General features: G+C 64.5%; 21 protein-coding genes and 1 tRNA gene. 12 read left to right on the top strand and 10 right to left on the bottom strand.

Features of this window, described 5'->3' with window-relative positions; genetic code table 11:
• Positions 1 to 38 precede the first annotated feature (38 nt).
• The 3 genes from ASD71_RS17460 to ASD71_RS17450 all read right to left on the bottom strand — a co-directional run bounded on the left by ASD71_RS17460 (position 39) and on the right by ASD71_RS17450 (position 1,573).
• A complete protein-coding gene (locus ASD71_RS17460; RefSeq protein WP_056567405.1) occupies positions 39 to 347 on the bottom strand; it encodes a hypothetical protein in 309 nt (102 codons plus the stop codon).
• An 82-nt stretch (positions 348 to 429) separates the two neighbouring features.
• Positions 430 to 888 carry an Lrp/AsnC family transcriptional regulator gene (locus tag ASD71_RS17455; protein ID WP_056569385.1) on the bottom strand — a complete coding sequence of 153 codons (459 nt, stop codon included), beginning with the start codon at positions 886 to 888 and terminating at the stop codon, positions 430 to 432.
• Positions 889 to 967: 79 nt separating this feature from the next.
• On the bottom strand, positions 968 to 1,573 hold the full coding sequence (locus tag ASD71_RS17450; RefSeq protein WP_056567402.1) for a hypothetical protein: 606 nt from the start codon (positions 1,571 to 1,573) through the stop codon (positions 968 to 970).
• Between the two features lie 205 nt (positions 1,574 to 1,778).
• Here ASD71_RS17450 and ASD71_RS17445 point away from each other — a divergent pair, with 205 nt between their 5' ends.
• Positions 1,779 to 2,024 (top strand): hypothetical protein, encoded by a 246-nt coding sequence (locus ASD71_RS17445; protein WP_056567399.1) that lies wholly within the window; start codon positions 1,779 to 1,781, stop codon positions 2,022 to 2,024.
• A 184-nt stretch (positions 2,025 to 2,208) separates the two neighbouring features.
• Positions 2,209 to 2,481 carry a hypothetical protein gene (locus ASD71_RS17440; RefSeq protein WP_235512246.1) on the top strand — a complete coding sequence of 91 codons (273 nt, stop codon included), beginning with the start codon at positions 2,209 to 2,211 and terminating at the stop codon, positions 2,479 to 2,481.
• Between the two features lie 12 nt (positions 2,482 to 2,493).
• On the opposite strand, the gene ASD71_RS17435 is transcribed toward ASD71_RS17440, so the two are convergent.
• Both ASD71_RS17435 and ASD71_RS17430 read right to left on the bottom strand, forming a co-directional pair.
• Positions 2,494 to 3,057, bottom strand: a complete 564-nt coding sequence (locus ASD71_RS17435) for a DedA family protein (RefSeq protein WP_056567396.1) — start codon at positions 3,055 to 3,057, stop codon at positions 2,494 to 2,496.
• On the bottom strand, positions 3,054 to 4,493 hold the full coding sequence (locus ASD71_RS17430; protein ID WP_056567393.1) for a PLP-dependent aminotransferase family protein: 1,440 nt from the start codon (positions 4,491 to 4,493) through the stop codon (positions 3,054 to 3,056). Before ASD71_RS17430 ends, ASD71_RS17435 begins: the two co-directional genes overlap by 4 nt.
• 169 nt (positions 4,494 to 4,662) lie before the next feature.
• On the opposite strand from ASD71_RS17430, the gene ASD71_RS17425 reads away from it, so the two are divergent.
• The 4 genes from ASD71_RS17425 to ASD71_RS17410 all read left to right on the top strand — a co-directional run bounded on the left by ASD71_RS17425 (position 4,663) and on the right by ASD71_RS17410 (position 7,237).
• Positions 4,663 to 5,043, top strand: coding sequence for a hypothetical protein (locus ASD71_RS17425; RefSeq protein ID WP_056569380.1), 381 nt, complete (start codon positions 4,663 to 4,665; stop codon positions 5,041 to 5,043).
• A 20-nt stretch (positions 5,044 to 5,063) separates the two neighbouring features.
• Positions 5,064 to 5,140: transfer RNA gene (locus ASD71_RS17420), tRNA-Met, on the top strand.
• A gap of 222 nt (positions 5,141 to 5,362) precedes the next feature.
• Positions 5,363 to 5,698, top strand: coding sequence for a hypothetical protein (locus ASD71_RS17415; RefSeq protein ID WP_056567392.1), 336 nt, complete (start codon positions 5,363 to 5,365; stop codon positions 5,696 to 5,698).
• Positions 5,699 to 6,001: 303 nt separating this feature from the next.
• On the top strand, positions 6,002 to 7,237 hold the full coding sequence (locus tag ASD71_RS17410) for a TIGR03862 family flavoprotein (protein WP_056567390.1): 1,236 nt from the start codon (positions 6,002 to 6,004) through the stop codon (positions 7,235 to 7,237).
• A gap of 24 nt (positions 7,238 to 7,261) precedes the next feature.
• Here ASD71_RS17410 and ASD71_RS17405 read toward each other — a convergent pair whose 3' ends face one another.
• Positions 7,262 to 7,666 (bottom strand): hypothetical protein, encoded by a 405-nt coding sequence (locus tag ASD71_RS17405; protein ID WP_056569378.1) that lies wholly within the window; start codon positions 7,664 to 7,666, stop codon positions 7,262 to 7,264.
• Between the two features lie 65 nt (positions 7,667 to 7,731).
• On the bottom strand, positions 7,732 to 8,091 hold the full coding sequence (locus tag ASD71_RS17400; protein ID WP_056567388.1) for a hypothetical protein: 360 nt from the start codon (positions 8,089 to 8,091) through the stop codon (positions 7,732 to 7,734).
• Positions 8,092 to 8,359: 268 nt separating this feature from the next.
• Here ASD71_RS17400 and ASD71_RS17395 point away from each other — a divergent pair, with 268 nt between their 5' ends.
• The 5 genes from ASD71_RS17395 to ASD71_RS17375 all read left to right on the top strand — a co-directional run bounded on the left by ASD71_RS17395 (position 8,360) and on the right by ASD71_RS17375 (position 12,433).
• Complete coding sequence (locus tag ASD71_RS17395; RefSeq protein WP_056569376.1) at positions 8,360 to 8,494, top strand: entericidin A/B family lipoprotein; 135 nt, start codon at positions 8,360 to 8,362, stop codon at positions 8,492 to 8,494.
• A 132-nt stretch (positions 8,495 to 8,626) separates the two neighbouring features.
• Positions 8,627 to 9,070 carry a BPTD_2524 family lipoprotein gene (locus ASD71_RS17390; RefSeq protein WP_056567384.1) on the top strand — a complete coding sequence of 148 codons (444 nt, stop codon included), beginning with the start codon at positions 8,627 to 8,629 and terminating at the stop codon, positions 9,068 to 9,070.
• Positions 9,071 to 9,073: 3 nt separating this feature from the next.
• On the top strand, positions 9,074 to 9,484 hold the full coding sequence (locus ASD71_RS17385) for a hypothetical protein (protein ID WP_056567381.1): 411 nt from the start codon (positions 9,074 to 9,076) through the stop codon (positions 9,482 to 9,484).
• Between the two features lie 100 nt (positions 9,485 to 9,584).
• A complete protein-coding gene (locus ASD71_RS17380) occupies positions 9,585 to 10,877 on the top strand; it encodes an aspartate carbamoyltransferase (RefSeq protein WP_056569372.1) in 1,293 nt (430 codons plus the stop codon).
• A gap of 125 nt (positions 10,878 to 11,002) precedes the next feature.
• The gene (locus ASD71_RS17375; protein ID WP_056567377.1) at positions 11,003 to 12,433 is read left to right on the top strand and encodes a diguanylate cyclase; all 1,431 of its coding nucleotides are present in this window, start codon (positions 11,003 to 11,005) and stop codon (positions 12,431 to 12,433) included.
• 52 nt (positions 12,434 to 12,485) lie between these two features.
• On the opposite strand, the gene ASD71_RS17370 is transcribed toward ASD71_RS17375, so the two are convergent.
• Entirely contained in the window at positions 12,486 to 13,385 is a 900-nt protein-coding gene (locus ASD71_RS17370; RefSeq protein WP_056567374.1) for a recombination-associated protein RdgC, read from the bottom strand.
• A 150-nt stretch (positions 13,386 to 13,535) separates the two neighbouring features.
• Between ASD71_RS17370 and ASD71_RS17365 the strand changes: the two genes are divergently transcribed.
• The gene (locus ASD71_RS17365) at positions 13,536 to 13,745 is read left to right on the top strand and encodes a hypothetical protein (RefSeq protein ID WP_056322527.1); all 210 of its coding nucleotides are present in this window, start codon (positions 13,536 to 13,538) and stop codon (positions 13,743 to 13,745) included.
• Positions 13,746 to 14,133: 388 nt separating this feature from the next.
• On the opposite strand, the gene ASD71_RS17360 is transcribed toward ASD71_RS17365, so the two are convergent.
• Together ASD71_RS17360 and ASD71_RS17355 are read right to left on the bottom strand one after the other, a co-directional pair.
• Positions 14,134 to 15,795, bottom strand: coding sequence for an MFS transporter (locus ASD71_RS17360; protein ID WP_056567371.1), 1,662 nt, complete (start codon positions 15,793 to 15,795; stop codon positions 14,134 to 14,136).
• Positions 15,796 to 15,989: 194 nt separating this feature from the next.
• Positions 15,990 to 17,366: a sensor histidine kinase gene (locus ASD71_RS17355; RefSeq protein WP_156395245.1), complete on the bottom strand. Its 1,377-nt coding sequence runs from the start codon at positions 17,364 to 17,366 to the stop codon at positions 15,990 to 15,992.
• Between the last annotated feature and the right edge of the window lie 27 nt (positions 17,367 to 17,393).

Raw genomic sequence — 17,393 nt, 5'->3', positions numbered from 1 at the left:
CCCGAAGCCGGGTGGCGCCGTGGGCGCTCATTTGGCGCTTATTGGGCGGGGTTCTTGGGGGGATCGATCGCCGCGCATTCGAACGTGACCGTGGCGCGCTTGGAACCCAGGCCGGTGGCATGATTGGACGTCACGCTGGGCTTGACCAGTTTGCGGCCGATGGACTGGCAGTACTGGTCGGCGCGCTGCAATGCCTGGTTCTTGATCTCGACCCAGCTCAGCAACTGCGTGCCGGAGCTGTAGGTGACGCTGTATTGGTCCTTGGCGGTGGACGTGACCTCGCTCATGCTGGAACACGCGGTCAACAGGACGAGGAGGGCGGCGGCAGGGGCAAGGCGAGCAAGCATGAAAAATCCAGGATTCGCGACAGGCCCCATTACACCACCATGTTGCGCCCGCCGGAAAGACGGTCCACAGGATATACGTCGCTCAGGGCGCCGCGACCGCGCTGCGCCGGTCGACCTTTCTGCTGAGCACGATCGACGTCTGCGTCTGCTTGACGCCATCGATGAGTCCGATGCGGTCCAGTAGCGCGTCCAGTTGCTCGTGGGTCTCGCAGCGCAGGAAGATCAGGTAATCATAAGGACCGCTGACCGAAGACACTTCCTCGACCTCCGGCATCTTTTCCAGTTCGCGGATCACGGCGGCCGGCGTCTTGGGCAGCACGCTGATGAAGCAGTAGGCGCGCACCGCCGCCTCTTCCAGCAGCCGCCCAAGCCGCACGCCATAGCCGGAAACGATGCTCTCGCGTTCCAGCCGCGCGATGCGCGCCACCACGGTCGTGCGCGCAAGGCCAAGCTTGCGCGCCAGGATGGCGGCGGGTTCGCGCGCATTGGCCTGCAAGAGGCTTAGCAGTTGCCGGTCGATGGCGTCGAGTCGTTCGTTCATGCGATGGGCGATGGCGTTGAGCGGGAAGGAGAAGTGGCGACGGTACAGGCGCCGGCCTGCCCGCGTCAATGCGGCGCCGCTAGCCGTCGGACTCGGGCGGAATGCCGCCGTGATAGATGCGGCCGTCGAACTCGAAGCGCGTGATGGTCTTGTGCGCGGCATCGAAGATGCGGTCACGGCTGGCGGCGTCCAGGCCGTCGTGGTCCGCAAAGCTGAAGCGGCACAGGTCGATGTCGCTGTCGTAGAACGCGCTGTGCACGAAGCGGCTGACATCCGATTCGTGCGCAAAATGCGCGAACTCGCGCAGTTGCTCCATTTCGTGGAACGAGCCGTTGCGGCTGACCAGCAGCATGCCGAACTTGCGTTCTTCGTCCGCCATCGGTTCCGGCGGCAGCGCCGCGCCATCGCCGTGCGGGTCCTGGCAGTCGAAGTGCGCGCCCGCTTCGCGCATGGCTGCCAGCACGCGCTGCCATTCCGATTCTTCCAGTGTCAGGCGGGCCATCATGTAGAACAGCCGCTGCCGGCCCAGCGTGCGGGGTTCCGGACCGCCCGCATAACTGGGCCACGGCGTCGAGGTGTCCAGCCCGGCCAGCTCGGCCATCCTGCTGTCGGGGTAGCCCAGCCTGTCCTGCAGCCGTTGCAGCGACTGAGCGCTTGGCGGGACGTAATTCTGGATCGTTTTCATGTGCGCGCTCCGGTTGTGCCGGGCGCCCGGAAGCAGCGCCGGCGGCGTGCGCCGCGGTGCCCTTGCGGCTACGCTTCATGCTAGCGCCGAGCCCGGTGCTTGCCTAGCCGCGGCAGGGGAGGCGCGTCGCTTGCTCCCGGGCCGGACGCACCCAATCGCCATGCTAGGATTTGCGCCAGATTTCATTGCCAGGAGGCTTTACATCATGGACATCCAGGAACAGATCGCCGTTGTCGTGCACACCATCTCGCACCAGGGCGGCCGCATCGACGCGCTCAATACCACGCTGCTCTCGATGCTGCATCTGGCGAAGAATTCGCCGGGCCTGCGCGAGGCCATCGAGGCGCAGCTAGAGCAGAATTACTCCGGCCTGCTGGCGCGTTCCGAGAATCCGCAATACGTCGCGGGCTTCGAAAGCGTGCGCGACATGGTCCTGACCGCCCTGAAGTGATGCGCCCGGCGGCAGTTACCCACAGGTTCTGTGGACAAGCCTTGGGATAGCGCGGGCATAGATCCACAAATTCCTTCAATTACAACGACTTGCGTTGGGCGGTCAAAAGCGGCTCCATTGCGCTGATGCGAAGCGCAACCCGACCGCCGCCACGGCAGGCCAAGCCCGGGTAATATGCGGCCCCATGCGGAATCAGTATTCATTGGAAGGCCGGAACCTCGCCCTGGCGGCGCGCGTCTCGGAAGCAGCAAAGCTGGCGGCATTTGACCCCGGCAAGCTTTCCCCCGAGGCGAGGGAGAGCTGGGAGCGCATGGGCCATGGCTTCAAGGCCTGGCACGACTTCGACCAGCGTCACCCGATCCTGCGCCGCCTCGCGCGCCTGCCGGTCATCGGCACTTTGTACCGCAATGCGCGCCGCCGCCATGTGCAGCGCGCAAGCGGCAAATTGGTGTTCTGAGCGCGCTCGCCGCTACCTGCGGCGGCGCGCGTAGACCTGATAGGCCAGCCACACCAGCACGCCGAGCGCCACGGCAATGGCCAGCTTGGTTTCCACGCCATGCAGGCGTCCCAGCAGCGCCTCGATCGTCCGGCCGAACACAAACCCCAGCAGGCTGAAACAGACCGCCCAGATCACGGCGGCGATGGCGTTCAACATCAGATAACGCAGGGCCGGCACCTTGGACACGCCGAGCGCAACGGGCCCGACCGTCCGCAAGCCATACAGAAAGCGCAGCGCCAATATGAATCCGTTGGGATATCGGTCAATCGCGGCCAATGCCTTGTCGAACGCGGGCTTGGCGCGAATGCGCTGCACGTAGCGATGCTCGCGGTAGCGGCGGCCCAGCAGGAACAGCAGTTGATCCGCCATGAACGAGCCGGCGAAGGCGCAGAGCATGACGTAAGGCAGGTGGAACAATCCCTGATGCGCCAGGAAACCGGCAAATACCACCACGCTTTCGCCTTCCAGGAAGGTCCCGCCCAGCACGGCCCACAAGCCATAATCCGCGATGAATTGATGCAGTTCCGCGTTCATCCTGTCCTTTCTTCCACGATGCGCGCGAGCGTCACCAATGCGTGCGAGATTTCCGGAGTGATGCGTTGTCCGCAACTGATGCGCAGGAAGTGGTTATAACGGGCGCCATTTGAAAACATCGCGCCGGGCGCCACCCGTATCCCCTGCCGCAGCCCTGCCTCGAAGACTTCCATGCCCGACACGCCCTCGGGCATTTCCACCCAAAGCAGCATGCCGCCTTGCGGCACGCTCAGCCGTGTGCCCCGCGGAAAATGCGCGGCAATGGCCTCGGCGGTCAGGTCGCGCTGCGTTTTGAGCTCGCGCCGCAGCCGGGACAGATGGCGGTCGTAGGCGCGCGATCCCATGTATTCCGCCACGGCGATCTGCGCCAATGGTTCGTTGGGACGGCTTTGCGCGAACTTGAGCATTGCGATCCGGGCTTTCCACCGGCCGCCGAGCAGCCAGCCCAGCCGCATTCCCGGCGCCAGTGTCTTGTGCATCGACGAGCAATAAATGACGTTGCCCGTGGCATCCCAGGATTTCGCCGCTGCCAGCGGCGTGTCGTCGTCAGTCAGCGCGCCGTACGTGTCGTCCTCGATGAGCGGCACCTGTTGGCGCTCGCACAGCGCCACGAGCCGCGCCTTGTGTGCGTCAGGCATGACGCAACCGAGCGGATTATGGAAATTCGGCACGACGACCACGGCGCGGATGTTGCCGTGGGTCTGGAACGCCAGGTCCAGCGCTTCGATCGACAGTCCGTGCTGCGGGCTGGTGGGAATCTCGAGCGCGCGCATGCCCAGGCTTTCCAGGATCTGCAGCAGACCGAAGTAGGCGGGCGATTCCACGGCGATGGTGTCGCCGGGCCGGGCGACGGCGCGCAGCGCCAGATTCAGGGCTTCGATGCAGCCATGCGTGACGATGACGTCGTCGGGCGTGGCGTTGATGCCATTGGCCAGCGCGCGGCGGGCCAGCACCCCGCGCAGGTCGGGATGTCCTTGCGGCGGCACGGGACTGACCAGCACCTCGGGCGACTGCCGCAGGGCGCGGGTCATCGCCTGCTTGAGCGCCTCCATCGGATAGGCCTGAGGCACGGCCGCGGCCAGCGCGAAGTTGGCGCTGACCCGGTGCGCCTCGCATTTGGCGATGAAGTCCGAAACCCGGTCATGAATGCCGACATACTGCGCCGCGCCGAGGGTCTGGCGGATGTCAGGCTCGCTCACGGGCGGAATGCTGTTGCGCCGGGGCTTCAGGACGAAATAGCCCGAGCGGGGGCGGGCCTCGATCAGGCCATCGTCTTCGAGCTGCCGGCAGGCCTGGAGCGCCGTCGACAGGCTGACGTGATGGGTGCGCACCAGCGTGCGAACCGATGGCATGCGCTGAGCGGGGGCCAGCACGCCGGTCTGGATGGCGCGCCGGTAGTGATTGGCCAGGCGTAGGTACAGCGGTTGAGGTTCCATGCGCCGATCTTGCTCCCCGGGGTTGGACGGTGGGTAGGCACAGATGCAGGCAAAGTACACCATAACAGTCACAAAATCGACCCTCTGCATCGGTACAGAAAGCCGATTTGTGTGGCTGTTGCGCAAAGCAGGGCGGGCGTAGCCTGTGATGGTCTTTCTGGAGATCATCATGACCCCGCGTTCCGACCCCGCCTCGCCAGGCCTGCGCCTGGATCTTCCCGCCGGCGCCAGCCGGGTATTCGTCCTGCGCGCAGGCGCCGCCGTTGTGTGCGTGGAAGGCAGCGTGCGCGTCGAAGAGGCCGCAAACGGCCTGGAAGCCGCGGGTGGACTGCATCGCGTCATTTCGGTCCGGCTCAACGCAGGTGAGGTTCACGGCGTGTCCTACGGCGGCGCGGTGCACCTGACCGCACTGGATGGCGCGCAAGTGATCTGCCTGGATTCCGCCGGGCGCCTGGACACGATCCGGCGCCGTGCCGCCGCTTTTTTTCGCGGGTTTCTGTCGAAAAACGGAAACATTCGCGTGGGTGCGCTGCACAAGATTTCAAAATGATGTATGATTCACACATCAGACGCGGGGTGGAGCAGTCTGGCAGCTCGTCGGGCTCATAACCCGAAGGTCGTAGGTTCAAATCCTGCCCCCGCAACCAGTTTCAAGCAGTACCCGGTCTTCCGGCGGCGCGTTTCAAATGCACCCGGCAAGGCCGCAGTAAAAAGCCGCGACAGTGTCGCGGCTTTTTTTCGTCTGGCGATTGCGCTGGGTCATGCCCGGGCTGCGTCCGGAGTTACCCGGGTATCTGCAGCCGCACACGGCCGCAACCCTGCGCTACCATGGGCCACGCGCGCTACATTGCCGCACAGAAGGAGTGTCCATGGGAACCGCAAAATACGATCATCCCGGCTACGTTGCTGATACGGGCGCTGAGGGCAAGTACCACGTGGGCATCTGGTGCCCTCACGGGTATCCGGCCCACATCCATATCGGCCGTCCAGCCGACCGCGGCGATCCCTCTGCGTTGCTGAGGTTGCGCATCCCCGATGGGGTGTTCCAGTCGCTGCCGGACGATCCCGAAACCCTCTGCCGCCGCGCGCTCGGTCAAGCGCTCGACGCCGGTCTGCTGCGTAACGTCGCGGTCGACGGCGAATATCAGGAACTGCGGTTCCAGCTCGATGCCGAGCCTTGGTCCGGTCCGATGAAGGCGGCCTAGCGCGACTGACGCTTCTCGCCGGGGGCGCGGCAGTTACCCACAGGGATTGTGGAAAACCCTTGGGATAGCTGCTGCGTATATCGGATTTTTCTAGTAAAAACATAGACTTGGCGCCTACGGTCAAGAAATGGTCGGCGCCGGCTTTTCCCGGCGGTAGCGACGCGCTCGCCCGCTAGTGGCCCGCGCCGCCGTGAGACAATCTGCGTCCCGTGGCCCGGTGCCCGATTGTTCTCTCCGTCTCGATTCCTCCCGCATGCGTTCCGCTTTTTCCCTTCCGCGTCCTGCCATGACGGCGACGGCACCATGAGCCTGTCCGCCAAACGCGTTGCCATCATTGGGGGCGGCCCCGCCGGCCTGATGGCGGCGGAAAAACTGAGCGAAGCCGGCGCGCAGGTGGACGTCTTCGACGCGATGCCCTCCGTGGGGCGCAAATTCCTGATGGCGGGGCGGGGCGGCCTGAATTTGACGCACAGCGAGCCCGCCCAGCCTTTTCTCGCTCGCTTTGGCGACCGCGCCCCATTCGTGCAGCCATGGCTGCAAACGATGGACGGCGCCGGTCTGCGCGCTTGGGCCCATGCGTTGGGCATCCAGACATTTGTAGGTTCCTCGGGCCGGGTGTTCCCGCAGGAGATGAAGGCGGCTCCCCTGTTGCGGGCCTGGCTCGCCCGGCTGCGCGGACAGGGTGTGCGGTTTCACATGCGGCACCGCTGGCTCGGCTGGGGCGATAGCAAGGCAGGCGTGGATGCCCTACGTTTTGCGACGCCCGACGGTGAAGTGCGCCATGCCGCGGATGCCGTCGTGCTGGCGCTGGGCGGCGGCAGTTGGGCCAAGCTGGGATCCGATGGCGCCTGGGTGCCGGATCTGCAGTCGCACGGCGTGCCGGTCGCGCCTTTGCGGCCCGCCAATTGCGGGTTCGACGTCGCCTGGTCCGAACACTTTCGCAGCCGCTTTGCGGGCCAGCCGGTCAAGTCCGTTTCCATGGCCTGCGGCGGACCCGCCCGCCAGGGCGAATTTGTCGTCTCCGAGACGGGTATTGAAGGCAGCCTCGTCTATGCCTTGTCCGCCACCCTGCGCGACCAGATCGATGCCGACGGCAGCGCCGTGGCCATGCTGGATCTGGCGCCGGACTGGCCGCACGAGAAGGTGATGGCAGCGGTGACGCATCCGCGCGGCGCCCGTTCCATGTCGAGCCACCTGCAGAGCCGCCTGGGCCTGACCGGTGTCAAGGCGGGGCTGCTACGTGAATGCGCCAGCGCCGAAGACTTCAAGGACCCCGAGCGCCTGGGCCAGCGGATCAAGGCCTTGCCATTGACGCTGGTGCGGTCGCGGCCGATTGACGAGGCGATCAGCACGGCGGGGGGCGTCGCATTCGCGGGGCTGACGGCCGGGCTGATGCTCAACGCCGTGCCCGGCGTGTTCTGTGTTGGGGAAATGCTGGATTGGGAGGCGCCAACGGGCGGTTACCTGTTGACGGCCTGCATGGCCAGCGGCGCATCCGGCGCGGCTGGCGTGATTGATTTTCTGAAAGGGCAATCCTGAGCGGACTGCCGCGCGCAGACCTGATCAGGAACCCGTCGTATGCGGCGCCATGCTCATCGGCGCACGGGGCGCCAAGTCGCTGACCACGTGGCCAACCACGGGTGGTTCGCCTTCGGGCTGCGAGATGATGCCGATCACGCGGGTGATGGCGCTGGCGGGAATGGACGTCCCGTGGGCGGGATCCTGCACCAGTTGCCAGATCGTGGCGTTCGCCATGCCTGTGTCGCCCTCGGTCAGGTCGAGGTTGTCCAGGCAGTTGCGCGCAAAGGAAGACCAATCCGAAGCATTGCAGGGCAGGCCGTGCGAGGTTGCCAGGCGGGCCAGGGCCAGCGGCGCGTCGGCCTGGCTTGCGGCATGCTGGGCAGCGGCGCCCAGCGTAACGTCCAGGGACAGCAGGCGGAGAAACTCAATAACGTTGTCCGTGCTCATCTTGTAGTCTCCTTCCTTTTGGGGGCCGTCCTGTTTGATCGCCAGCCGGGCCGCTTGCCGGGATGTCATCCCGGACCTTGTCCAAGCATCGACACCAGCGACTGCTTCAGGCGCGGCGAAAAAATCGGCACCGTATGCGCGACGCCGCTGCGGTCGATACCTTCTTTGAGTTCGACTGACTGCCCCAGAAATATATCCGGTGCGGCAGAAACTTCGTTGTACCGCGCCAGCAATTCATTCACCTGGGCCTGCGCGTCCGACAGCGAGCTGCTGTCCGCCAGCTTGCCCGCGGCATGCGCCTGCAGGATGCGATGCAGGTCGTCGATGAACAGCGCCAGGGCGGCCTGTCCTCGGCATTGCGGCTTTTCCCAGCCCCAGCCTTGCGGGCCGGCCCCGGCGGGTTGTGATGCTTGTTTCTTCGTCATGTGCGCATCCTAATCCATTGGCGGCAAATACGCGACAGGCGAGAATGCCTCGCAAATGTCACCGGCGCGTAAGGGTGGTGACGGTTTCTTGTCGGTGTTGTTACACGTGACGCGCTTGTGTCACCACGACTGTTCGCGGACGCCCGCAATTCCGGTCTGAAGCGTGTCCGTGGCGGGCGCGCCCGCCGGGTCCGGCACGTCTCGCGCAAATTGGGGCCTTTGAGGTATGCTGGGCTTCGTTTTTTCCATGCCCAGACAGGAGATGTTTATGAAGAACAAAGTCTTTCTCGTCATGATGCTTTCGATTGCTGCGCTGTCGGCGGGGTGCAACACCGTCGCCGGGGCCGGAAAGGATATCCAGCGGGGCGGGGAAAAGATCGAAGGGGCCGCGGAAAAGCGCTAAGGCGCCTGGCCCGTTGCCGTCACGACGGCGCAAGGCCACGCACGGAGTGCCAAAAACTGGCATTTCCGGCGTGGCCTTTTTGCAGCCGCTGGCATAATCGCGGAAGTCCGAATAGCAATGGCGGGAAGAATCATGCGCAAGTCTGTATGGGTGGCTGTCACGTTGGCGGCTACGGTGGCGGCCACGTTGGCCGGTTGCGCCAGCACCGGGGTCTACGAGTCGGAAACCGCCAAGAAGGAAACCTTTAGCGTCGACACCAATTACCAGGCGGCGTTCCGCCGTGCCGGCGAATACGTGCGCACGTGCCATACGCAGGTCAGCCATCCTTATGGCGTCTCTTATGCGTGGCGCCATAGCCTTGGCGAGAAGGGCGCGCCGGACGAAATCAAGCTTTACAAGGTCGGCCAGCCGGCAACCGTGCTGGAATTGATTTCCGCCGAGGCCGACGGTCCTGCCACCTCCAAGGTGACTGTGACGGTCCTGGGTGAAGGTCGCTGGGACGAGGCCGAGATCGCGGCGGCGCGCAAGTCGATTCAGAGCGCGACGCCCATCTGCCGCAGCGCCACGGGCGGCTGATCCATGGACCCCCGCGCCCAGCAGCTCCGCGCAAACGGCACGTCGTTCGCGTTGCTGGCCGGCGCGTTTCGCTTCCTGGGGTGGTTGAACGGCGGCGCTGCCCTGATCCTGGTCGGATTCTCACTAGGCATTGTGGGGTCGGACATTGCCGCGCCCGATCTGCAGGTACCTCTGTTGTTTTTTCTTGCCGGGCTGGTGCTGGCGGGCCTGGGCGTGGCGTTTGCCTACCTGGCGCAGGTCAGCCTGTTGCGGCAAGGCTACAACGGTCATCTGACGCGCGGCCATTGGCCCGCGCAACTGCTGGCGCTGGTGTGCTACCTGGCCAGCATGCTGGCTTTCTGCGGGGCGTGCTGGTTCGCGGCCGGGCAGGCCGCGACTGCCACGCCGCAGGCGGCGGCCTACGCACAGCGATAAAAAACTCGGGTAAACCCGTATGCGCAAAAATGTTGGACTTGTAAAGATGGTAGGAATAATATGCGCACTGCGTATATAAATCCTCTTTTTGGGGCCCGTCATGAGCATCTCCCAGCAAGCCTTTCTGCGCGACGCCATGCGCCGCCTCAACCTCACCCGCGATGTGTTCGCCACGCGTATCGGCGTCAAGCGCCGGGCGCTTGATACCTGGCTTCTGCCGGAAGGCTCACAGGAATTCCGAGCAATGCCGGAAGTCGTCCAGCGCTTTGTCACGGAAATCGTGCAAAACGGTGTGCTACTGGAAAAATATACGCAAAGCGTACAAGACGGCCCGCTGCGTGATCGCATTGCCCTGGAAGGCAAGAACCAGCTGCTCTCGGTGGACCAGTTCACCCGCGACTCTGTCGAAGACCTGTTCCGCGTGGCCGACATGATGCAGCCCATCGCGCGCCGCCAGAAGGTGTCGCGCGTGCTGGAAGGCGCCGTGCTGGGCAACCTGTTCTTCGAGGCCAGCACCCGCACCCGGGTCAGCTTTGGTTCCGCCTTCTGCCGCTTGGGCGGCTCGGTGTGCGACACCACCGGCTTCACGTTCTCGTCGATGGCGAAGGGCGAATCCATCTATGACACCAGCCGCGTCATGAGCGGCTATGTGGACGCGATGGTCATCCGCCATCCCGACCAAGGCTCGGTCGCGGAATTCGCGCGCGCGACGAACATCCCCGTAGTCAACGGCGGCGACGGCCCCGGCGAACACCCCAGCCAGGCGCTGCTGGACCTGTACACCATCCTGACCGAATTCTCGCGCCTGGGTAAGCTGCTGGACGGCGCGCACATCGCCATGGTCGGCGACCTGAAGTACGGCCGCACCGTGCATTCGCTGATCAAGCTGATGGCGCTGTACAAGAACGTGAAGTTCTCGCTGATTTCGCCCAAGGGCCTGGAGATGCCGACCTACATCGTCGAGCAGGCCAGCCGCAACGGCAACATCATCGAACAGAAGTCTTCTCTGGCCGAAGGCCTGGCGGGCGCCGACGTCATCTACGCGACGCGCGTTCAGAAGGAACGCTTCGCCAACGAAGAGAACGAAGGCTACACGCCGGACTTCCAGGTCAACCGCGCCATCATCGACGCGTACTGCAGCCCCGAAACGATCGTGATGCACCCGCTGCCGCGTGACAGCCGTCCTGGCGCCAACGATCTCAGCGTGGACCTGAACCACGATCCGCGTCTGGCCATCTTCCGCCAGACCGACAACGGCATTCCCATCCGCATGGCGATCTTCGCGGTGCTGTTGGGCGTGGAAGGCCTGGTGCAGCACTCGCTGCGCGATGTGACGTGGCAGCATCCGTCGCATGTCGGTCCCGACGATTCGGTCTTCCACGGCCTGGATTGACGTCAACCGCCCGTGGCGGCGCCGCAAGCGCGGCCCCGCCACGGAGAATTCAAGCATAATCCGCGCTGGTTTTTCGGGCGCGTGCCGCAGCCAGGCGCGCACGCCGTTCTTGGGCGGATGAGCTTATGTCTTCGAGCAGTACCGGTGTTCCTCCTGCGGCCACCGCACACACGGCCAGCGGCCACGATTGCTACCTGAGCGCATCCAATGCGCAGGCCTGGGAAGCGGTCTATCAATCGGTGGACGCCGATACGCGCGGCCAGGGTGCGGCGGTGGTGTCCGACCATGCCACGCAACTGGTGGACGCCTTCTATTCGACCTTGCTCGCCGATGCCGAGGCCGGCCCGCGGCTCTCGCATGAAATCGTGTCGACCCGCTTGCATCGCGGCATGACGCACTGGCTGAAGGGCCTGCTCTGCGTGCGCGACCAAGGCGATATCGACGTGCTGCTGGCCACGCAGAAAAAGGTCGGCGAGGTCCACGCACGCGTCCACATTCCGATTCATCTGGTGATGGCCGGCGCCCGCATCCTGAAGAACGAGATCGCGCAGCGCCTGCGCGCGAGCGGTCTGGATGGCATGGCGGTGTCGGTGGCCACGCAATACGTGTGCAACCTGTTCGATCTGGCGATCGAGCAGATGAGCCGCGCATTCATGCGCGATATCAACCGTGGCGCGCGCAACGACGAGGCTTATCGCCTCTTCGCGTTGGGGCAGAACATCTCGACCGAGCGCGAGCGCCAGCGGGCCGCGTTGCTCGAGTGGAGCCAGGCTGTGCTGATCGGCCTGCATTACCGGACGCCGGAGCAGGCGCTGCCGCGCCTTGCCGCGTCGGAATTCGGCCTGTGGCTGCAGCACAAGGGCGCGGTGCTCTTTGAAAGCGCGCCGGCGCTGCGCCAGATCACGGAGGCCGTGGCGCGTCTGGATGACACGGTGCTGCCGCGCATGATGCAGGGGGGCGGTCACGAACACGAATCGCTGCCTGATCAGGTCCGGGAGCTGCAGGAGCTGGTGGCGCGCATCAAGCATTTGCTCAACGGCCTGTTCGACATGGTGGCCGAGATTGAAAGCGGTAGCGATCCGCTTACCAACGTGCTGAACCGCCGTTTCCTGCCGTCCGTCATCGGCCGCGAGATCGCACTGGCCCAGCGTCAGCGGTCGAGCTTTTCGGTGCTGCTGCTGGACATCGATCACTTCAAGGCCATCAACGATGCGCATGGCCACGCCGGCGGCGACCAGATCCTGCGCCAGTTCGCTGAAGTGGTTCACCAGACCTGTCGATCCAGCGACTTCGTGTTCCGTTATGGCGGCGAGGAGTTTCTGGTCGTGCTGGTGGACACGGGACCCGGCGCCGCGCTGGCCGCGGCTGAAAAGCTCAACGCCGAGATCCGCCGGCACCGCTTCATGATGGCCGAATCCGGCGCGCTGCAAGTGACAGCCAGCATTGGCGTCGCAACGTTCGATGGCCATCCCGACTATGCGTACCTGATCGATCGCGCCGACAAGGCGCTGTACAAGGCCAAACAGGCCGGCCGCGACCGCAGCGTCGAGGCATGAAAAAGGGCCGCTCCGAAAGGGCGGCCCTTGCTGTGGATGCGCAAAAGAAGGCTTAGATCTTCTTTTCGCCGCCCAGCGCCTCGACCAGCTCGGCCATCATCTTGGCCAGTTCCCCGGTCATCAGCATCATGTCGGAGTCGAACTTCTCGTCGTCGTTCGCGGCGACGCCTTCGTTGCCTTCCTTCAGCACGTCCAGGGGCGCCACGCGTTTGACGTCCAGGCCTTCGGTCAGGACGAACGACACGCGGTCGGCCCAGGTCATGGCCAGGCGGGTGCACTGCTTGCCGGACTGGATGTGGCGGCGCACGTCGTCGGCGTCAATGGAGTGCTTCACGTAGCGGATCGCCGCGCCGCTTTCGCCGGACGAGCGCAGTTCGGTGTCCTGGTCGATGGTGAAGTTGCTGGGCGCTTCGTCCTCGGCCAGCCAGCCGGTCATGGCAGAGGCGGGCGACTGGGCGACGTACAGGTTTTCCAGCGGGAAGGGATCGACGCACTTGGCAAGCAGGCCGATGACTTCGTCGGCCTTGGCCGAAGCGGCCGCGTCAATGACGAGCCAGTTGTTCTTCGGGTCGATCCAGACGCGCGTGTCGCGATAAACGCTGAAGGCGCGCGGCAGAAGCTCGTCGGTGACGCGCTCCTTGATTTCCTTCATCTGCTTGCGGCCCGGCTTGTAGCCTTGCTGCTCTTCGATTTCCTGGGCGCGTGCCTTGGCGACCTGGTTGATCACGGTGCCCGGCAAAAGCTTCTTTTCGGCGCGCAGGCTGAGCAGGATCTGGCCATTGACTTCGTGGGCCAGACCGCCGTTCTCGCGCGGGGGCACCCAGCCCAGGCTCTGCATTTCGAGGTTGTTGCCAGACTGGTAGGCATGCTTCGCCAGCGTGTCTTCAAGCTGATCGCCGGTCAGGGTCCAGGGCGAAGAGAGGCGGTAAATCTTGAGATTCTTGAACCACATGAGCGTCGGCCAAAAGGGTTGATTCTATACGACGCGGCGGCTTTGCCGAAGGGGCTGAGTGCCCCGGCAACAGGCGACACGTTCTGTCACTGACAGCGATCGGCCTATCCGGTAATGTCCCGCGCACCAACGTGAGATTGGAGTAAATACATGAAAATCATTGGCGCGATCCTGATTGTCCTGGGCGTGGTTGCCTTGGCCTACAAGGGCTTTAGCTACAAGTCCGAGGAAACGGTCCTGCAGATCGGATCCGTGAAGGCCACCGCGGAAACCGAGAAGTCGGTTCCCATCCCGACGTGGGCAGGCATTGCCGCGATCGTGGCGGGCGTGGTCGCGATCGGCGTGGGCATGCGTCGTTGATCGCAGCCGGCCGCAAGGCCGGCGCGCTGCATGAAGAGGGCGGTGGCATTGCGGCCGCCCTTTTTCTTTGCAGGCGTGGCCGCAGCATCCGTGGCCGAAAAAAAAGCGGCCCGGCTCAATAAAGAGTCGGGCCGGTACGGGAGCACACAATGCCGCGTCATAAAAGGCTCGCGGGGAACGCGGCATCGGTGTCAGAAGAGCAGCCCTGCAATCGTCTGACAGGGGGATCAATCGTCAGGCAATCTTGCGCAAGGCCGTAATCTGAGCGCTCAGTCTACTGGCGCCGGTCTGACATGGTCCTGAAAGTGCGAATAAAAAAAAAGCTCCAATAAGGAGCTTTTGAAAGGCCGGGCAGGCGCAGCAGTCCCGCCCGGCGGGGGATGGTCTATCAAGCGTTGATGTCGTTGTCCTTGGATTCGCGCACGAACAGCGTGCCGATGACCAGGGTCATCACCGCGATGATGATCGGATACCACAGGCCGTCGTAGATGTTGCCGGTGGCTGCCACCACCGCGAACGCGACGGGAGGCAGGAAGCCGCCGAACCAGCCGTTGCCGATGTGGTACGGCAGGCTCATCGACGTGTAGCGGATGCGCGTCGGGAACATTTCGACCAGCATGGCGGCAATCGGGCCGTAGACCATGGTCACGTACAGCACCAGGATCGTCAGCAGCACCACGACCATCACGGTGTTGGTTTGGGCCGGATCAGCCTTGGCCGGGTAGCCGTGGCTGCGGATGGAGGCGGTCAGCGTCTTGTCGAGTTCAGCGACCTTGGCCTTGAACTCGGCGGGCGCCAGCGAGCGACCGTCGAACGAGGCGAACTCTTCATTGCCGATCTTGACGCGGGCCATCGAACCCGCCGGGGCGGCTTCGTTGCGGTAGTTCACCGAGTTGCGGGCCATGAACGACTTGATCACGTCGCAAGAGCTGGTGAACGACGCCGTGCCCACGGGGTTGAACTGGAACGAGCACGTGCTCGGATCCGCGATCACCGTGACCGGGGCGGTGGCTTGCGCCTTTTCAAGCGCCGGGTTGGCGAAGTGCGTGAGGCCCTGGAAGATCGGGAAGTAGGTCGCCGCGGCAATCAGGCAGCCCGCCATGATGATGGGCTTGCGGCCGATCTTGTCCGACAGTGCGCCGAAGATCACGAAGAATGGCGTGCCCAGCAGCAGCGCAATGGCGATCAGGATGTTTGCGGTGTTGGCGTCGACCTTCAGTGTTTGCGTCAGGAAGAACAGGGCGTAGAACTGACCCGTGTACCAGACGACGGCTTGGCCGGCGGTCAGGCCCAGGAGCGCCAGGATCACGACCTTCAGGTTCTTCCATTGGCCGAACGATTCGGCGATCGGCGCCTTCGAACCCTTGCCTTCTTCCTTCATGCGCTTGAAGGTGGGGGATTCGTTCAGTTGCAGGCGGATCCACACGGAGATGCCAAGCAGCACCACCGAGATCAGGAACGGAATGCGCCAGCCCCAGGCCTTGAACTCGTCTTCACCCATGAACGTGCGGATGCCGAGGATGACCAGCAGCGACAGGAACAGGCCCAGCGTCGCGGTGGTTTGAATCCAGGACGTGTAGAAGCCGCGGCGGCCGTGCGGGGCGTGTTCGGCAACGTAGGTCGCCGCGCCGCCGTATTCGCCGCCCAGCGCCAGGCCTTGCAAGAGGCGCAGGACGATCAGGATGGCGGGTGCGGCCAGGCCGATGCTGGCGTAGCTGGGCAGGATGCCGACGAGGAACGTGGACAGGCCCATGATCACGATCGTGACCAGGAAGGTGTATTTGCGTCCGACCAGGTCACCCAGACGGCCGAACACCAGCGCGCCGAACGGCCGCACCGCGAAACCGGCCGCGAAGGCCAGCAGCGCGAAGATGAAGCCCGCGGTCGGGTTCACGCCGGAGAAAAAGTGTTGGGCAATGATGGCTGCGAGCGAGCCGTACAGGTAAAAGTCATACCACTCGAACACCGTGCCGAGTGAAGACGCGAAGATGACCTTGCGCTCCTCCTTGGTCATCGGACGCGGATCCGCGGATGGACCGCGGCCTGCCATGGTAGTTGTGCTCATGATGTCTCCTCGTTTTTAGGCCGGCGGTTTTCCGCCGTGCTTGACCCTCCGCCGGCGAGACCGACATCGAGCTATCGCCACATTGGGGGCCGAGGCTGACGAGGTTCTGACGTGACCCTTACTCGAATCTTAAAATTGAAACAAATAGTAATTTCACAGGGGAGTGCTAGGGATAGTCCTTAGCTGTCCGATGCCTCTGGCGCAGGCGTATAGAGGGGAAAAACGACGCGGATGCGCGTGCCGGGCAGGCTGGAGTGTTCGGTGGGATGGTCGCCGATCTCGACGCTTGCCTGATGCTTCTGTGTGATTTCGCGCACGATGGCCAGGCCCAGTCCGCTGCCATCGGACGTCGTGCCGAGCACGCGGTAGAAGCGGTCGAACACACGTTCGCGCTCCTCGGGCGCAATGCCTGGTCCCGAGTCCTCGACTTCCAGCACGCCCTGGCCGTCCGCCTGCAACACGCGCACGGTGATGTGGCCGCCGCGCGGGGTGTAGCGCAGCGCGTTGTCGACCAGGTTGTTCAGCAATTCGGCCAGCAGCAGGGGATTGCCGTTGATCTCGACGGGCGTATCCGACCCTTCAAAACCCAAATCCGTGCTGAGCGACAGCGCCAACGGCACCCAGTGCATGGTCTGCTCGTACGCGATCGCGTTGATGTCCGTGCGCGTCAGCCCGATGGCGCTGGGGTTCTCGGCGCGGGCCAGGAGCAGCAACTGGTTGACGAGCCGCGTCGCGCGCTCAGAACCAGTCACGAGCTGGCGCAGGCTGGATTGCATTTCCTCGGGACTGGCGTCGCGCAGCGCCAGTTCGGCCTGTGTGCGCAACCCGGCCAGCGGGGTCTTCAACTGGTGCGCGGCATCGGCCACGAACCGGCGCTGCGCCTGCACGTTGGCGGACAGGCGGTCCAGCAGGTCGTTCATGGCCGCGACCAGCGGCGCGATTTCGGACGGCGCGGCGCGCTCGTCGATGGGAGAGAGGTCGTCGGGCCGCCGCGCGCGCAGCCGCTGCTGCAGCGCATTCAAGGGCGCCACGCCGCGCGACAGGCCGAACCAGACGAGCAGCACGGCGATGGGCAGCACCACGAACTGCGGAATGATCACGCCCTTGATGATGTCGTTGGCGAGCTGCGTGCGCTTTTCCACGGTCTCGGCCACGATGAACAGCGCCGGCTGCGTGCCGGGCAGGTGCAGATCCACCCAGGTGAAGGCCAGCCGGATACCGAAGCCCCGCAGCGTGTCGTCCTCGTACTGGACCTCGCCGGGGCGGGGCTGGCCCACCGTGGCGGGCAGTGGCAGCGCGCGGTCGCCGCCCAGGTACTCGCCGCGGCTGCCCAGCGCCAGCCAGAACACGCTGTCGGTTTCGTCGGCGCGCAGCACGTCGCGCGCGGCATCGGTCATCTTCAGCACCGCGCGGCCATCCTGCGCGTGGACCTGACGCGTCAGCACATGCAGGTTGTTGGCCAGCGCCCGGTCGTAAGGCACGTTGGCGATGTTCTGCGCCACCACGTAGGTGATGGCGACGCTCATGGGCCACAGCAGGAACAGCGGCGCCAGCATCCAGTCCAGAATCTCGCCCAGCAGCGA

Source organism: Achromobacter sp. Root565 (assembly GCF_001427425.1).
GTDB classification, from domain to species: domain Bacteria; phylum Pseudomonadota; class Gammaproteobacteria; order Burkholderiales; family Burkholderiaceae_B; genus Achromobacter; species Achromobacter spanius_D.
This window is presented reverse-complemented; position numbering and strand designations above follow the sequence as displayed.

Excerpts from the sequence above, each read along its gene's own strand:
- ASD71_RS17460 (WP_056567405.1), bottom strand. The coding sequence starts at position 347 with ATGCTTGCTCGCCTTGCCCCTGCCGCCGCCCTCCTCGTCCTGTTGACC.
- ASD71_RS17455 (WP_056569385.1), bottom strand. The coding sequence starts at position 888 with ATGAACGAACGACTCGACGCCATCGACCGGCAACTGCTAAGCCTCTTG.
- ASD71_RS17450 (WP_056567402.1), bottom strand. The coding sequence starts at position 1,573 with ATGAAAACGATCCAGAATTACGTCCCGCCAAGCGCTCAGTCGCTGCAA.
- ASD71_RS17445 (WP_056567399.1), top strand. The coding sequence starts at position 1,779 with ATGGACATCCAGGAACAGATCGCCGTTGTCGTGCACACCATCTCGCAC.
- ASD71_RS17440 (WP_235512246.1), top strand. The coding sequence starts at position 2,209 with ATGCGGAATCAGTATTCATTGGAAGGCCGGAACCTCGCCCTGGCGGCG.
- ASD71_RS17435 (WP_056567396.1), bottom strand. The coding sequence starts at position 3,057 with ATGAACGCGGAACTGCATCAATTCATCGCGGATTATGGCTTGTGGGCC.
- ASD71_RS17430 (WP_056567393.1), bottom strand. The coding sequence starts at position 4,493 with ATGGAACCTCAACCGCTGTACCTACGCCTGGCCAATCACTACCGGCGC.
- ASD71_RS17425 (WP_056569380.1), top strand. The coding sequence starts at position 4,663 with ATGACCCCGCGTTCCGACCCCGCCTCGCCAGGCCTGCGCCTGGATCTT.
- ASD71_RS17415 (WP_056567392.1), top strand. The coding sequence starts at position 5,363 with ATGGGAACCGCAAAATACGATCATCCCGGCTACGTTGCTGATACGGGC.
- ASD71_RS17410 (WP_056567390.1), top strand. The coding sequence starts at position 6,002 with ATGAGCCTGTCCGCCAAACGCGTTGCCATCATTGGGGGCGGCCCCGCC.
- ASD71_RS17405 (WP_056569378.1), bottom strand. The coding sequence starts at position 7,666 with ATGAGCACGGACAACGTTATTGAGTTTCTCCGCCTGCTGTCCCTGGAC.
- ASD71_RS17400 (WP_056567388.1), bottom strand. The coding sequence starts at position 8,091 with ATGACGAAGAAACAAGCATCACAACCCGCCGGGGCCGGCCCGCAAGGC.
- ASD71_RS17395 (WP_056569376.1), top strand. The coding sequence starts at position 8,360 with ATGAAGAACAAAGTCTTTCTCGTCATGATGCTTTCGATTGCTGCGCTG.
- ASD71_RS17390 (WP_056567384.1), top strand. The coding sequence starts at position 8,627 with ATGCGCAAGTCTGTATGGGTGGCTGTCACGTTGGCGGCTACGGTGGCG.
- ASD71_RS17385 (WP_056567381.1), top strand. The coding sequence starts at position 9,074 with ATGGACCCCCGCGCCCAGCAGCTCCGCGCAAACGGCACGTCGTTCGCG.
- ASD71_RS17380 (WP_056569372.1), top strand. The coding sequence starts at position 9,585 with ATGAGCATCTCCCAGCAAGCCTTTCTGCGCGACGCCATGCGCCGCCTC.
- ASD71_RS17375 (WP_056567377.1), top strand. The coding sequence starts at position 11,003 with ATGTCTTCGAGCAGTACCGGTGTTCCTCCTGCGGCCACCGCACACACG.
- ASD71_RS17370 (WP_056567374.1), bottom strand. The coding sequence starts at position 13,385 with ATGTGGTTCAAGAATCTCAAGATTTACCGCCTCTCTTCGCCCTGGACC.
- ASD71_RS17365 (WP_056322527.1), top strand. The coding sequence starts at position 13,536 with ATGAAAATCATTGGCGCGATCCTGATTGTCCTGGGCGTGGTTGCCTTG.
- ASD71_RS17360 (WP_056567371.1), bottom strand. The coding sequence starts at position 15,795 with ATGGCAGGCCGCGGTCCATCCGCGGATCCGCGTCCGATGACCAAGGAG.
- ASD71_RS17355 (WP_156395245.1), bottom strand. The coding sequence starts at position 17,366 with ATGCTGGCGCCGCTGTTCCTGCTGTGGCCCATGAGCGTCGCCATCACC.